We start from the raw sequence: 14411 nt of genomic DNA, 5'->3' as shown, positions 1-14411 counted from the left end.
GCCCCTGACACTTTCCGGCAGCGGCGGCATAGGCTCGGTCGCGAACAACCCCCTTCGCGTTTGGAGCTCACCCTCATGGCATCCTCCGCCGACCGCGTCATCGCGGTGCTGCGCAGCGGCCACGACGACCTCGCCGCCGCCGTCGCCCGGTTCACCGCCGACGACCTCGGCCGTCCTTCCGGTGCCGCCGAGTGGGACGTCTCCCAGGTGCTCAGCCACCTGGGCAGCGGCGCGGAGATCAACCTCGCGACGCTGGAGGCCGGCATCACCGGCAGCACTCCGCCCGACGGCGACTTCAACAAGGGCGTCTGGGCCAAGTGGGACGACGCCTCCCGCCAGGAGCGCGCCGACTGGGTGCTCACCGCCAACGAGGCGCTGGTCAAGCGCTACGAGTCGCTCGACGAGCAGGAGCGCGAGAGCGTACGCGTGACGTACTCGTGGATGCCCGCGCCGGTCGACGTCGCCGCGTCGGGGACCATGCGCCTATCCGAGTTCGCGCTGCACGCCTGGGACGTCGCGGTCGCCTTCGACCCGGCGGCCACCGTCGACGCCGCCGCGGCACCGCTGCTGCTCGGCCAGATGTCGCACATGCTCGGCTGGGTCGCCAAGCCGGAGCACCTCGACGGCAAGGCGGCGACGCTGGCGGTCGAGCTCACCGACGTGCCCGAGTCGTTCGGCCTCGTGCTCGGCCCCGAGATCTCGCTGACCGCCGCGCCCGCCGAGGCCGACGGCACGCTGCGGCTACCCGCCGAGACCTGGCTACGGCTCGTCACCGGTCGGCTGAAGACGGAGCACGCGGCGGCGCCGGTCAAGCTCGACGGCCCGCTGACCCTCGACGACCTACGCCGGGTGTTCCCCGGCTTCTGAGTGGTCACGCCCTACCGCGTCGACACGCCGCGGGCCGACCTGGACGACCTGCGGCGCCGGCTCCGGGCCACCCGCTGGCCGGAGCCGGCGCCGGTCGACGGGTGGGCGCAGGGCGTGCCGCTCGACTACCTGCGGGATCTGGTCTCCTACTGGGCCGACGGCTACGACTGGCGTGCGACCCAGCACCGGGTCAACCAGATCCCGCAGGTCACGGTCACCGTCGACGGGCTCGGGATCCACGCCCTGCACGCGCGCGGCGGCGGGTTGCCGGTGCTGCTGACGCACGGCTGGCCAGGATCGTTCTTCGAGTACGAGGCCGCGGTGGCGCCGCTCGTCGCGGCCGGCTTCGACGTCGTGGTCCCGTCCCTGCCCGGCTACGGTTTCAGCGGCAAGCCGACCGAGCCGGGCTGGGACATCCACCGCATCGCGCGGGCGTGGGCGGCCTTGATGAGCGCGCTCGGCTACGACCGCTTCATCGCGCAGGGCAGTGACTGGGGCACGAGCGTGTCGACGAGCCTGGCCCTGCAGGTGCCGGAGCGGTTGATCGGCCTCCACCTCGTACCCCCGTTGGTGGCGCCGACCGACGACGACCCGACGCCCGCCGAAGCGGCGGCGCTCGCCGACCTGGCCGTGCGCGCCGCGGATTCCGGCTATTCCGTCGTGCACGCGACCCGGCCGCAGACGCTCGGCTACTCCCTTGTGGACTCCCCCGCCGGCCTGTGCGCGTGGATCGTCGACAAGATCTGGTCCTGGGCCGACCACGACGGCGACCTGTCCACGGTGCTCACCCGCGACCAGGTCCTGGACGACGTCACGCTCTACTGGCTGACCCGCAGCGGGGCCTCGTCGACCCGCCTCTACCGGGAGAGCATCGCGGAGGTGTCGCGGTGGTTCACCGCGCAGACGACCGATCGGGTACGGGTGCCGACCGGCTGCACCGTGTTCCCGCGCGAGGTGCCGCGCCCGTCGCGGCGGTGGGCGGAACGGCGGTTCGCGAACATCGTCCACTGGGGCGAGCCCGCGCGGGGCGGTCACTTCGGCGCGTGGGAGCAGCCTGAGGCGTTCGTCGCCGAGCTGACGACGTTCGCCGCGCGGCTCTGAGCGGAGTGGCTACACAAATCCGGACTTTCTCCTCGATATAACCGGCCTTGAGCTTCCCGCCGGAGCGACCGCAACGTCTCGAGGAGAGCACCATGACATCGCCAACCCGACGCTCGCTGGGCGTCGCCGGCCTCGTGGCCGCGGCCCTGCTGGTCTTCGGCGGCATCGCCGCGGCCGGGCCGTCCGAAGGGGCAGGCGTGATCATCGCCTGCGTCAACAGGAAGTCCGGTGAGGTGCGCATCAACACCGGCGCGCGCGACTGCACCCGGTGGGAGGAGCAGGTGTTCTGGAACGTACGCGGCCCGCGGGGTCCGCAGGGTCCGCCCGGTGCGTCGGGCCTGACCGGCAACCGCATCATCACGGAGACGGAGGTGATCCCGGCCCGCGCCGACGAGGAGTCGATCGTCGCGTTCTGCCCCACGGGCACCACGCCTACCGGCGGCGGCCACGAGCTCGACTCGGACAACGTCTCGCTGGTGGCGAGCGCGCCGGTGGTCGGCTCGGGCGGTGCCTTCCTCGGTTGGCGGGCGGCGTTCGACAACGCGACCGACCAGCCGGGCCGGGGCACGGTCTACGTCATCTGCTACGCAGCACGCTGAGCTGCGGTGACGGGCGCCACGTCGCGTTGGCGCCCGTGCCGCTCAGTCGACGACGCGGACGTCCTTCCAGAACGCCACCCGATCACGCACCATCTCGGCCTCAGGCTTCGGATCGGGGTAGTACCAGACAGCGTCGGCGCTGCCCTGCCCGTCATGCTCGAGGGAGTAGTAGGAGGCGGTGCCCTTCCAGGGACACACGGTGTGCGTCCCCGACTCCTTGATCAGGTCATCCCGCAGCGACGCCCGGGGGAAGTAGTGGTTGCCCTCGACGACGACGGTGTCATCGGAGTCGGCGATGACGAGGTCTTTCCAGATCGCTTTCGGCATGCCGCCAACCTATGCCGAATCACGGGGTGCTGCCCACCAGCACCGTCCCGACCGACGCCGCCGACGATCCGATCCCGGTCGGATCGAAGCTGTGCCCGGCCGCGCCGGTTATGGCCAGCAGTCGCCCCTGTACGGCAGAGCCAGCAAGGCCGAACGACGCGCCGAACGCCGACCAGCAGGCGCGGTGATATCGACAGAATCCACGGCCGGCGCTGTAATGGCTGGCCGAGGAGGCATTCATGAACGAGGACGACTTCTGGCTCCGGCTGGAGTATCGAGTGTCCGCCGAGTTCCGCGGCTTCACCGACAAGGACCTTCGACAGTTCTGGTGTGACGGCTTCGTCCCCGAGGAGTACGACCTGCTCGCGGAACGACCCTGCATTCGAGGCATGGCCTGGTGTGGCCCAACCGGTCAGGACACGTGGACGTTCGTTCTCTTCCTGAACCCCACCGTGCGACACCGAGACGAGATCGACTGGGCCACACTGCTGCCGAGCGACGAGTCAACGGGCTGGCTCACGCCCGATCCCACCTCGAGGTCGCTGACGATTGACCAGTCGATCTCAACGGCGCACGATCAGTGACGAACGGCCAGCCGGACGCCCATCAATGCGACGCCTCGATCGGTCGAGCGCGCGACGGGACGACTGGAAGGATCTGCGTATCCGTCGAAAGCGCTTCGATCGCCAGAAGCTCTCTCGCTTGCGTGATCGATGCTGCCGCCGGATACCTCGTCAATCTTGTTCTGATGATGCCGGGGTTGCGATCACGAACCGCCATGACGGCGTACCAGACGGCGCCCAGTGGAGTCATGACCAGGCTGTTGAACGCGGTGTAGAAGGGAAGTAGCAGAAGAGTCCAGCCGCGGTGGCGGTAGTGAAGGTAAAGGCAGCCACCGAAGTAGAGGATGGCGAGGGCAGCGAGCGGCCAAGCAGGATGACTCGCGGATGCCCACCGCAGTGGCAGACCGACAAGGGTGATGAGAGTCCCATAGGCCCAGAACCAGGGGTGTCGGCGGGCCAGGTGGAGGTTCAGCGCGAAGAGCCGGAACTCACCGCCGGCCCATGCGAGGCGTTGCCGAAACCAGGGTTTGATCCGGTCGGGAACGGTCGTCGGCACATCGAACGGGATGTGGCCGACGCGGTAGCCCAAGGCTGACGCGATGATGCCGGCCTCGACGTCGTTTCCTTGGAAGAACAACGAATGCCGGCGCATCACTTCGAGATGGACGGGGGTGCGGGCAACATGACAGGCGCCCGAAACCATCCAGGGTGCGATGCGGCGCATCTGCATGGACAACCGGTACTCGTAGGCCTGTAGTCGGCCAAGAAGCCGGTCGGTATTCGAGGGGATCAAGCGCACGGACGCGAAATCGAACTGATTCCCGACGAAGGTGCCGACAAGCTCTTGCAGAGGTCGGGTCGTGGTCGTGTCCGCGTCGATGCACACCACGGTCGGGGTGTCGACGAACTGAAGGGCATCGCGGATCAGTCGATCGCGGATCGTACCGCTGGTAGCACGCCGTCCCGAGGCCCCGGCGTTGGCCTGCGTCACCGGGACAGTGCCACGGAAGACGCGGAACCCGTGAACGGCGGAGAGTTCGTCGAGCGCCGCATAAAAGGCCGGCGTCTCGCTCGCGGTGGTGCAGAGGACGACGCGGGCGCCGTACTCGGCCAGGTAAGCGACGTTCTCGAGGTAGCGGACATCGCCGTAGATCGGTACGAGGACGGTGAAGTCCTCGACGGGCGGGTGCGGGGTCGCAATGCCGCGGTGGTGCTTGCCGCGAAGGCCGCCGAGCGTGTCGATCAAGACGTACAGCAGCGGCAGACAGAGCAGGCTGACGAGCCATGCGAGCCAGGTGTACGAGATCATCACGCCGCCGCCGTCACGGCTCGAGCGGCCGATCCCACCGGCAGCAAGGACCAGAGATGGGCCCTGATCGCGTGGTCGCGACCGCTGGCCGCGGCGTGGCCCAGCCGCTGCAGCCGCGCCGGGAAGTCCGTCGGGCAGGGCGCGGTGGACGTCATCCGCCAGATCCGTTCGTGCTCGGTCGACCCCCGCGTTTCCGCGCCGTCACTCAACTCTTCGTGCAACTTCTCCCCCGGGCGCAACCCGGTGTACTCGATGCGCGGAGCAGGAACGCCCAGGTGTCGTGCGTACCGGTTGACCAGACCTTGGATTGACACGGGAGTCCCCATGTCGAGTACGTACGTCTCGCCGGTGCTGGCCATTGCCGACGCCTCGATGACCAAGCTGGAGGCCTCCGGGATGGTCATGAAGAACCGGGTCGCCGCACGATCGGTCACCGTGACCGGGACGCCATGCGTCAGCTGCCAGTGCAGCGTCGGAAGCAGAGACCCTCGACTTCCGAGTACGTTGCCGAAGCGAACCGATGCGACCGCCGTTCCGGGCTTGGCCTCCCGAGCCGTAACCACTTCTGCTACGCGCTTCGTCGCGCCCAGTACACATACCGGCGCTGCGGCCTTGTCGGTCGACACATTCACGAAACGGCGCACTCCGGCCGCGGCGGCGGCACGTACCGTGTTCGCGGTACCCAACACATTCGTCCGGACCGCCTCGGCGGGAAAGCGCTCCAGTAAGGGCAGATGCTTGTGGGCCGCCGCGTGGAACACAGTCGTCGGCGCTACCTCGGCGAAGATCCTCCGGAGTGTCCTGCCGTCACGGATGTCGGCGAGCAGAACCGTGTCGTCCTGGAGCAGCCCGTGCCCCCGAAGCTCGAGCTGAAGCGCGTGGAGCGCTCCCTCGTCGTGGTCGAGCATGTAAACGGCGCCAGCGCCAAGTGAGACCAACTGACGCACGATTTCACTGCCTATCGAGCCGCCGGCCCCGGTGACCAAGAACCGTTTACCGTCGACCGACGCCCGGGCCTGGGCGGAGTACGTGATCGTGACGTCGCGACCGATCAGGTCGTTGACCGTCGCAGAGACCAGAGTGGACAACCGTGGAGCCTTCCGGACACGAACTGCGAAGACGATTCGCCGTCGCAGGGGCGATGGCCGGCGCGAAGCGGCCGACCGACGCAAGTGTGTCCGTTTCCTGCCCTGTTGTTCATCCTTCGTCCGGTTGACCCGATTCAGGCTCGCCGCTCCGTCCGGCGCGGATGTAGCGCAGGACTTCCGCCGTTGCCCAGCGGTCGATCACGCAACGGCGCTTTGGCCGATCGCGGCCGTCCATCTGGCAGGCCAAGGCGTCAACTAGAGGCCTCCCGCGTCCAACTGGACGATCTCTAAAGTGGCACGTCGATCACGCGGGCTTGCGTCCAGCCCGGCTCAGTCACCAGCCGCGGGCGCGCCATTCTGGGAGCGACGGGCGTTCCGTGCCCAGGGTCGAGTCTTTGCCGTGGCCCGGGTAGAACCAGGTGTCGTCCGGGAGGGCGTCGAAGAGTTTGCGTTCCACGTCGCCGATCAAGGACGTGAAAGCCACCGGGTCGTCGTGCGTGTTGCCGACGCCGCCCGGGAACAGGCTGTCGCCCGTGAAGAGGTGCGGGACTCCTGACGGGTCGCGGTAGACCAGGGCGATCGAACCCGGTGTGTGGCCGACCAGGTGGATGACCTCTAGCTCGCAGTCGCCGATCGGGATGCGGTCGCCGTCGACCACCGGGGACGTGGCGATCGGTAGGCCGTCCGCGTCGTCCGGGTGGACCAGGGCGCGGGCGCCGGTTGCCGCTACGACCTCCTCCAGCGCCACCCAGTGGTCCATGTGCTGGTGCGTGGTGACCACAGTGGACAGGCGGCGGTCGCCTACGAGCTCCAGCAGGCGCGGTGCCTCGTTGGCCGCGTCGATCAGCAGGAGATCACCCGTGGGGATGCACTCCAGCAGGTAGGCGTTGTTGTCCATCGGGCCCACCGACAGCTTGGTGATGCGCAGGTTGGGCAGCTCGCGGACGTCCGGCGCGCCGCCGGGCTCGACGTTGCCGGTGTACGACGACGACATGGCGGTTCTCCGTTACATCCAGGTGGGTAGGGTGGGCAGAGGGCCGGACGGCGACACCGACAGGTCCGCGCCCGACGAGCGGCCCGTCAACCACGCCGCCAGGGCGCAGGCCGAGCCTGAGATCACCGGGCCGTCGGCGCCGACGACCAGGGGGTGGCCGGCGCCGGCCGGCTGGAGCACCAGCGGCACCGAAGAGTCCAGGTCGCTGACCACCTCGTGCAGCAGGCGGTGGCCGAACCAGTCGGGCCAGTCGGAAGCCCCGTACGCCGCGCCCAGGTCGACGTGGTGCACCTCGACCTCGCGCAGGCGGCGCCACACGCCGAACGCCGCCGACTGCGGGTGGCCGGGGACGTCGAGGGTGGTCGTCCACTGCTCCGGGGTCAGCGACGCCGCCGCCGCGGAGTAGGCGGCCGCGGAGGCGCGTAGGTCGTCCAGGTGCTCGGCCGCGGGGCGCGAAGCGTACGCCTCGATGTCGGCCTCGCGTTGGCCCGGCTCGTACTGGAGCGTGACCACGCCCGTGCGCGCCCAGGTCAGCAGGTTGCGCATGCCGTCGGCGTTGCGGGCCACGTGGGCCAGGACGTGGCCGCGGGTCCAGCCCGGCAGGAGGGACGGGGCCGCGACCGCGGCGTCGTCGAAAGCGGCCGCTGTCGCGATCAACCGGTCCGTCGCGCGGTCGACCTCGGCCATCAGCGCCAGCGGGTCCGTGGTCACGATGACCACCCTAGTCGGTGCCCCCGCCGGAATTCGGTTTCGGCCCCCTCGACGGCGGCCTACCGTCGATGCCAACGAAGGAAAGGCACCCATGATCTTTGATCTCGCGTCCCTCGGGTGGGACGCCGCTTACGCCGGTGACCTGCCGGTGCTCGACGCCGACGTGGTTCCGGGCCGGGTGGCCCGGGTCGACCGCGGCGTCTGCACCGTGCTGGCCGCTGGCGGTCCCGTCCGCGCCAGCCTCGCCGGCGCCGTGCTGGCCGCCGCGTCCCGCGACCCCGCCCGGCTGCCGTGCGCCGGCGACTGGGTGCTGGTGCGCGCCTGGCCCGACGACCGGGTCACGATCGAGGCCGTCCTGGCCCGGCGCACCGCGATCGTGCGGCGTACCGCCGACAAGGACTCGTCCGGGCAGGTGCTGGCCGCCAACCTCGACGTCGCCGCGGTGGTCGAGCCCATGGATCCCGCTCCCGAGGTCGGGCGCGTCGAGCGCCTGCTCGCCCTCGCCTGGCACTCCGGCGCGCGCCCGCTCGTGCTGCTGACCAAGTGCGACACCGCGCCCGACCCCGAGGCGGTCGCGAGAGACCTGGCCCGGTCCGCGCCGGGCGTCGAGATCCTGACCGTCAGCGCCCGCACCGGGCAGGGCCTCGACAAGCTGAAACCGCTGGTCGCTCCCGGCCGCACGCTGGGGCTGCTGGGTCCGTCCGGCGCCGGCAAGTCGACGCTGGTGAACGCACTCGCCGGCGCATCCGTCATGGCGACGCGGGCCGTCCGGGAGAGCGACGGCAAGGGGCGGCACATGACGACCTACCGCGCGCTGATCCCGATCCCGGGCGGCGGTGCGGTGCTCGATACGCCCGGGATGCGGCAGGTCGGCCTGCTTGAGGGGGCCGAGGGTCTCGACCGGGCCTTTGCCGACGTGGCCGAGGTCGTGGCCGCCTGTCGGTTCGCCGACTGTGCTCACGAGGCGGAGCCCGGGTGCGCGGTCCGTGCGGCCTTGGCCGACGGCGATCTCAGCCCGCGCCGCTGGGAGAGTTGGCAGCGCCTTCAGCGGGAAGTGGCGTATGAGACCCGGCGCCGGGCGGCCCGTCAGGCACAGGCCGAGCGTGCCCGGCTCAAACAGCAGCGGCTCCGCGATGCCCGCTGAGTGAACGCGGCGTCCCGGGCCACGCGGCGGCGGTCAGCGCACGCCGCTTCGAGAGCCGACAAAAGCCGGCGAGGCCCAGCCGCTGCCAGGCCTCGCCGCACCCGCCGAGACGCTAGCTCCGCGCCGCCCGGGACTTCGGATCGAACCGGTACAGGTCGTACGACTTCATGATTTTGATCAGGTCGTTGGCGTACGACGGTGACGTCGCGTACCCGGCCTTGTGGATTTCCTTAGCGAACTGGTTCGGGTTGTTGCTGTACTTGAATGCCTTGTCGTAGCGGTCGTGCACGGTGAGGAAATAGCCGTGGTCCGCGAACGACGCCGTCGCGTCCTTGTAGGCGCGGAAGGTCGCCGTCGTGTCGTAGCACTTGCCGTTCTCGCACTCCTGCGTCGCATAACTGCGGCAACCGAGCGCGATCGTCCCCGGCGACCCGAAGCATTTGATGCCGAAGTAGTTGTGGTCGCGCCGCGTCAGATAGGAGCGCGCCCAACCCGACTCGAGAATCGCCTGCGCGATCGTCACCGAGGCCGGCACCTTGTATTTCTGGAAGCCCAACTGCGCCGGTTTCGCGACGCGGGAGACGAACGCCGCCGCGCCCGCCGGAGGCACCGTCGGCGGCGTCTGGCCGCACCACGGCAGATTCGGCAGACCTTTGCTGTACGAGACGAGCGCGTCGCTGACGTACCGCCCGTTGGTCAGCTTGTTCCAGGCGTTCGTAGTGCGGGCGTGGCCGGTCACCTTCTGGCCCCACACCTGGCATTCGATCGCCAGCCCGCTGCCGTTGGCGAGCGTACCGAGGATGGCGGTGCCGGTGCTCGCGCCGGCCCGCACGTTGACCTTCCCGCCGCCACTGCTCACTTTGGACACTGTGGCGCCCTTGCTGGAGCACCAGGGCAGCGTCGGCCGCGCCGGCGACCACTTCAGGTAGCCGTCCGAGACGTAGTGGCCGTTGGAGAGGCGGTCCCAGTAGGGCGTCTTGCGCTGCGTACCCGCGATCTCCTGGCCGAACGCCTGACAGACCGCGGTCACCTTGGCACCGTCGGCCACCGAGCCGGTACGCGAGTCCGCCGTGGACGGTCCACTTCGGAGATTGAGCGGTCCGTTCGCAGCGACCGTAGCCGTCGGCGCCGCGGCGGCCACGCCCGGCAGGAAGGTGACCGCCGCCGCGGCGGCCAGAGCGCCGGCGAGCAGCGCGCGCGTGAGAGCAGATGGCACCGTCGGTCCCCCGTTCCACCAGAAGCCCCCGACGGTCCGCTCCGCCAGCGGTCAATTCAGGCTATTTGCCGGAAATGAGACAGGCGGGAAAAGCGAGGAAACCGCGAACAAAAGTCATGAACATCCGATTTGTCCGGACGAGGGACGCCGCAGGGCCACGGGGAAGAGGAGCTGGGGGCAGGGATCTGAAGATCAATGACGCGGAGATACGCGCGACGGCGCGCGCCAGAAGCAAGCAGCGGCAACCAACACACTGCTGTTACAAGGCCGTCGAAGCGCTCAGACGACCGTGAACCGCACCGCCGACGGCCGAGCCTCGTCGTGATAGACCCAGCGCCGCCCGCCGCGCATCTCGACCGCCGACCCCAGCGGCTCCCCGGTCCCCGGGTTCCGCGCCCACCGTGGATGCGCCCCGCCCGCCACCTGCACCCGCAGCCGGTGGCCGGCCTGGAACCTGTAGGCGGTCGGGTACATCGGCACCTCGACCCGCGTCACCCCGTCGGCATCCCGGCGGAACCGCCGTGGCACCACCCGGACCAGCCCGTCGCACACGTTGAACGACCGTCCGCGCGGGTCCACGTCGCACAGCCGCACGAACACGTCGAAGAACTCGGGCTCCCCGCCCATGTAGATCGTCGCCGCGACCTCGCCCACCATGTCGAACGGCGACTCCAGCGGCGCGCCCGTGAACACCAGCACGTCGTCGCGGCTCTCGACCGAGCCGTTCTCGACCCGCCCCGCCCGGTTCGCGGTCAGCACCGCCCCACCGACCGACGGCGTCGGGTCGCCGGGGTCGTAGTAGAAGCTGGACGGCTCACCCACGCCCGGCGACGCGCCGAGCCCGCCGCCCGGCCGCAGCAGCACCTCGGCCGAGCGCCCCGGCGGCGGCCACGCCCGCTCCGAGCGCCACCCGGCGTTGGCCACGTGCAGCCGCACCTCGCCGTCCCACGGCGCCCCGCCCGACCGCCCGCGCAGCGCCGCCGCCGCGTCACCACCCCGCGGCATCCGGTCACAGAGGAACGCGAGCCCTTCCCGCATCCAGGCGGTGAGCAGCCCGGGGCTGCCATGGGTCCACGGCCCGATCATCAGGTACGGGTCGGCCCCCGCCGCCTTCAGCGCGGCGTAGTCACGGAGCTGGGCGGTCAGGAAGATGTCGTACCAGCCGGTGATCATGGCGATCGGCGCCTTGACCGAGGTCACGCCGGCGTCGAACACCCGGTCGGCCCAGTAGGCCGCGTCCGGCGCGACCTCGCGCAGCCACTCCTGGAAGAACGGCACCGCGGCCCCGGTGGCGACCGCGTCCGCGGTCTCCAGCGGCAGCGTCGCCAGCCCGCGGAACAGCTTGGGCTGCCCGCGCCGCAGCTCGGCCTGGCGGCTGAAGAACGGCGCGCCCTCGGCCGCCAGCAGCTCGGCCCAGGTCAGCACGGTGTCGAGCGAGAACGCCTCGCCCGCGTAGGTCGAGTCGCGGGCCGACGAGGCCGTGCAGACCAGCACCATCGCCCGCAGCTCGTCGCCGACGTACGGCGCCACCGCCCACTGGGTGAATCCCTGGTAGCTGGAGCCGAACATGCCCAGGTTGCCGTTGTACCAGGGCTGCCGCCGCAGCCAGTCCACGGTGTCGATGCCGTCCTCGCGCTCGTGCAGCATCGGCTCGAACGTGCCGCCGGACCCGTACGTGCCGCGGCAGGACTGGATCACCGTGTGCAACCCACGCGAAGCGATGAGCCGCCCGAGCAGGGTCACCGGCCCGCCCCGCCCGTACGGCGTGCGGATCAGCACCGTACCCGCGTCGGGCACGTCGGTGGCGTAATAGTCGGTCATCAGCGCGACGCCGTCGCGGGCGCGCATGCGCTGGTTGCGGCGGTAGCTGACCTTGCCCGGCACGGCCGGGGGCAGGCGCAGCGCGCGGGCGGCGGCGTAGGTCGCGACCTGGGCGAGCACGATCTCACCGTACCCAGCCACCGCCCGCGCCGCCGGTCACACGCCGATCCCGCGCCAGTCACCCCAGATGGCGAACGTCATGCCCGCGCTCGCCTGGATGTTGACGAACAGCGTCCGCCCGTCGGGGCTGAACGTCGACCCGGCGAACTCGTCGTTGTACCGGGTCGTGCCGGTCGAGGACGTCAGCCGGTTCAGCGCGATGTCGAACAGGTCCCCGTGCCGGGTGAGCCCGCGCAGGTAGTTGTCGTTGGTGTTGTCCTCGCACACGACCAGCGTGCCGCGCGGGCTGGTGGTCACGTTGTCCGGGAAGTCGAGAGTGTCCGGCCCCGGCGACTGGTAGACGACCCGCAGCACCTCGTGCTTCGGGTAGTAGGCCCAGATCTGGCCTGACCCGTTGCCGTACCCGCCGGTCGGGTGTGGTCCGATCTCCGTCTCCGGCTCGCCGCCACCCTGCGTCGAGGTGAAGTAGATGACCCCGTCGTCGTAGACCGCGCCCTCCAGGCGGGAGAAGTAGGCCGCCCCCTGCTCCCAGCCCTGCCGCGGCACGTACACGGTGGCATCGTCGTTGCTCGTCGGCGCCGTCTCGCCGGGAGTGTAGGGAAAGCGCGGCGCGGGATCGTCGATATCGACCCATTTCACGTCGTACGTGGCGCCGCGCCGCTGCTCGCCCTCGAGGTGGATGTTGGGGCGCTTGCGGACGGCGAGCATCTGCAGCCGCCCCTTGTTGTCGAGGTGACCGAGCCGCATCGGGTCGCGCCGCGGCTTGTAGCGGAAGAAGCCGGACGGGAACTCGAAGCTGTCCTCGGTGAGGTAGAGGTAGCCGGAGTGCGGGTCCCAGGCGACGGCCTCGTGCGTGAACCGCCCGGCCGCGGTGAGCGGCTCGCCGCTGGCCTCACCCTTGACGGGCACCTCGAACACGTACCCGTGCGGTTGGGTCAGCGGGATGTTGGAGACGTTCGTGAAATCCGGCCCGACGTCGGGCCCGTTGACGGTCTCCTCGCAGGTCACCCAGCTGCCCCAGGGCATCCGGCCGCCGGAACAGTTCATCATGGTGCCGTTGACGCTGGTGTACGCGCGCTTGACCTCGCCGTACCGCGTCGTGTGGACGGTCGTGGTGCCGCCCCGGGCCATCGGGTCATAAGGGGTACGCGGCCCGAACGCGGCGCCCGGGCCGTTGATCTCGTGGTTGCGGACGAGGACGACGTCGCCGTCCCTCCCGCGGAAGGCCCCCATGCCGTCGTGCCGGCCGGGCAGCGCGGTGCCGTCGTCGAGCGTGATCGGTGACTCGGTGTCATGGAAGGAGCGGTAGCGGAAACCGGCGGGCACGTGCAGCCGAACCTGCCCGTCACGCAGGTCGGCGACGTCGTCGACGAGGGGCCGGCGGGGTCGGGCGGCGCTGGCCGCGTCACGGTTGACGAACCCGAGGAACGGCCCACCGAGCGCGACACCTCCGGCGGCAGCGGCAACACCCCGCAACAAGGAACGGCGATCAAGGTCAGACATCCAGGACTCCTTTGTCGGGAATCCATCGATCCTCACGAGGTCCCGGTGTACGCGCAACCGCTGGTTGGCCAGGAGTTAACCTTTCGGCCATCTTCGCCGGGGGTAGGTTGGCTCGCATGCCGCGGCTGCTGGACGACGAGGACGTGCCGGCCTTCTGGCAGGCGCTGGGGTTGCCAGGCCTGGCCGACGTGCACACGCATTTCCTGCCGGACCGGATGATGCGCCGGGTGTGGGCGCATTTCGACGACGCGGGGCCGCTGGTCGGGATGCCGTGGCCGATCCGCTACCGCTGGCCGGATGCGGAGCGGGTCGCCCATCTGCGGGGCATGGGGGTACGGGTGTTCAGCGCGCTCGCCTACGCGCACCGCCCCGGGATGGCGGCCGACCTCAACGCGTGGACGCTCGACTTCGCCGCCCGTACCCCCGGCTGTCTGCCGTGCGCGACGTTCTACCCGGAGCCGTCGGCGTCGGCCTACACCCGGGCCGCTCTCTCGTCGGGTGCCCGGCTGTTCAAGCTGCACCTGCAGGTCGCCGACTTCCACCCGGCCGACCCGCTGCTCGACGAGGTGTGGGGCCTGCTGGCCGAGGCGCAGGTGCCGGTCGTGGTGTACGCCGGCTCGGGCCCGGTCGCCCACGGCCACACGGGTCCGGGACCGTTCGGCGCGGTCCTGGCGCGGCATCCGCGGTTGCGCGCGATCATCGCCCACCTGGGCGCGCCGGAGTATGTCGACTTCCTGCGGCTGGCGGAGGACTACGAGGGGGTCGCCCTGGACACGACGATGATGTTCACGGACTTCTTCGACGCGGCGCAACCGTTCCCCCGGTCGGAACTGCCGCGGTTACACGCCCTGGGTGAGGCCGGCAAGGTCCTCCTCGGATCGGATTTCCCGAACATCCCCTATGCGTACGCGCGTCAGTTGGCGGGGTTGGCCGCTCTGGACTTCGGCGACGACTGGCTGCGCGCGGTCTGCTGGGACAACGCGTCACGCCTCTTCAACCTCAACGCCGCGGAAGGCGCCACGATCGACTAATGCCGCCGGCGAGGCCC

General features: G+C 70.2%; 14 protein-coding genes. 6 read left to right on the top strand and 8 right to left on the bottom strand.

Annotation, left to right across the window (positions count from 1 at the left end; all coding sequences use genetic code 11):
- Positions 1 to 75: 75 nt before the first annotated feature.
- The 3 genes from Asi02nite_RS10920 to Asi02nite_RS10910 all read left to right on the top strand — a co-directional run bounded on the left by Asi02nite_RS10920 (position 76) and on the right by Asi02nite_RS10910 (position 2567).
- Entirely contained in the window at positions 76 to 867 is a 792-nt protein-coding gene (locus Asi02nite_RS10920) for a maleylpyruvate isomerase family mycothiol-dependent enzyme (protein WP_203712239.1), read from the top strand.
- Positions 868 to 1968 carry an epoxide hydrolase family protein gene (locus Asi02nite_RS10915; protein ID WP_203712238.1) on the top strand — a complete coding sequence of 367 codons (1101 nt, stop codon included), beginning with the start codon at positions 868 to 870 and terminating at the stop codon, positions 1966 to 1968.
- A 92-nt stretch (positions 1969 to 2060) separates the two neighbouring features.
- Positions 2061 to 2567, top strand: coding sequence for a hypothetical protein (locus tag Asi02nite_RS10910; protein WP_203712237.1), 507 nt, complete (start codon positions 2061 to 2063; stop codon positions 2565 to 2567).
- Between the two features lie 42 nt (positions 2568 to 2609).
- On the opposite strand, the gene Asi02nite_RS10905 is transcribed toward Asi02nite_RS10910, so the two are convergent.
- Positions 2610 to 2894, bottom strand: coding sequence for a DUF427 domain-containing protein (locus tag Asi02nite_RS10905; RefSeq protein ID WP_203712236.1), 285 nt, complete (start codon positions 2892 to 2894; stop codon positions 2610 to 2612).
- Positions 2895 to 3133: 239 nt separating this feature from the next.
- Here Asi02nite_RS10905 and Asi02nite_RS10900 point away from each other — a divergent pair, with 239 nt between their 5' ends.
- Positions 3134 to 3478 (top strand): hypothetical protein, encoded by a 345-nt coding sequence (locus tag Asi02nite_RS10900; protein ID WP_203712234.1) that lies wholly within the window; start codon positions 3134 to 3136, stop codon positions 3476 to 3478.
- 22 nt (positions 3479 to 3500) lie between these two features.
- On the opposite strand, the gene Asi02nite_RS10895 is transcribed toward Asi02nite_RS10900, so the two are convergent.
- The 4 genes from Asi02nite_RS10895 to Asi02nite_RS10880 all read right to left on the bottom strand — a co-directional run bounded on the left by Asi02nite_RS10895 (position 3501) and on the right by Asi02nite_RS10880 (position 7559).
- On the bottom strand, positions 3501 to 4766 hold the full coding sequence (locus tag Asi02nite_RS10895) for a glycosyltransferase family 2 protein (protein WP_203712331.1): 1266 nt from the start codon (positions 4764 to 4766) through the stop codon (positions 3501 to 3503).
- Positions 4766 to 5854, bottom strand: coding sequence for a polysaccharide biosynthesis protein (locus Asi02nite_RS10890; protein WP_203712233.1), 1089 nt, complete (start codon positions 5852 to 5854; stop codon positions 4766 to 4768). The genes Asi02nite_RS10895 and Asi02nite_RS10890 overlap by 1 nt, the downstream gene beginning before the upstream one ends.
- A 334-nt stretch (positions 5855 to 6188) precedes the next feature.
- Positions 6189 to 6848 (bottom strand): MBL fold metallo-hydrolase, encoded by a 660-nt coding sequence (locus Asi02nite_RS10885; RefSeq protein WP_203712232.1) that lies wholly within the window; start codon positions 6846 to 6848, stop codon positions 6189 to 6191.
- Positions 6849 to 6860: 12 nt separating this feature from the next.
- Complete coding sequence (locus tag Asi02nite_RS10880) at positions 6861 to 7559, bottom strand: maleylpyruvate isomerase family mycothiol-dependent enzyme (protein WP_203712231.1); 699 nt, start codon at positions 7557 to 7559, stop codon at positions 6861 to 6863.
- A 91-nt stretch (positions 7560 to 7650) separates the two neighbouring features.
- On the opposite strand from Asi02nite_RS10880, the gene rsgA reads away from it, so the two are divergent.
- A complete protein-coding gene (rsgA, locus tag Asi02nite_RS10875; protein ID WP_203712230.1) occupies positions 7651 to 8703 on the top strand; it encodes a ribosome small subunit-dependent GTPase A in 1053 nt (350 codons plus the stop codon).
- A gap of 112 nt (positions 8704 to 8815) precedes the next feature.
- Here rsgA and gsmA read toward each other — a convergent pair whose 3' ends face one another.
- The 3 genes from gsmA to Asi02nite_RS10860 all read right to left on the bottom strand — a co-directional run bounded on the left by gsmA (position 8816) and on the right by Asi02nite_RS10860 (position 13363).
- Positions 8816 to 9919: a sporangiospore maturation cell wall hydrolase GsmA gene (gene gsmA, locus Asi02nite_RS10870; protein WP_203712229.1), complete on the bottom strand. Its 1104-nt coding sequence runs from the start codon at positions 9917 to 9919 to the stop codon at positions 8816 to 8818.
- Between the two features lie 279 nt (positions 9920 to 10198).
- Entirely contained in the window at positions 10199 to 11860 is a 1662-nt protein-coding gene (locus Asi02nite_RS10865) for a CocE/NonD family hydrolase (RefSeq protein WP_203712329.1), read from the bottom strand.
- 36 nt (positions 11861 to 11896) lie between these two features.
- Positions 11897 to 13363: a PhoX family protein gene (locus Asi02nite_RS10860; protein ID WP_203712227.1), complete on the bottom strand. Its 1467-nt coding sequence runs from the start codon at positions 13361 to 13363 to the stop codon at positions 11897 to 11899.
- A gap of 116 nt (positions 13364 to 13479) precedes the next feature.
- Here Asi02nite_RS10860 and Asi02nite_RS10855 point away from each other — a divergent pair, with 116 nt between their 5' ends.
- Positions 13480 to 14394 carry an amidohydrolase family protein gene (locus Asi02nite_RS10855; RefSeq protein WP_203712226.1) on the top strand — a complete coding sequence of 305 codons (915 nt, stop codon included), beginning with the start codon at positions 13480 to 13482 and terminating at the stop codon, positions 14392 to 14394.
- Positions 14395 to 14411 lie beyond the last annotated feature (17 nt).

Origin of the sequence: Asanoa siamensis (assembly GCF_016862555.1) — a bacterium.
Taxonomy (GTDB): Bacteria; Actinomycetota; Actinomycetes; order Mycobacteriales; family Micromonosporaceae; genus Asanoa; species Asanoa siamensis.
Note: the sequence above shows the minus strand (reverse complement) of the source record. Positions and strands in the feature narration are given on the sequence as shown.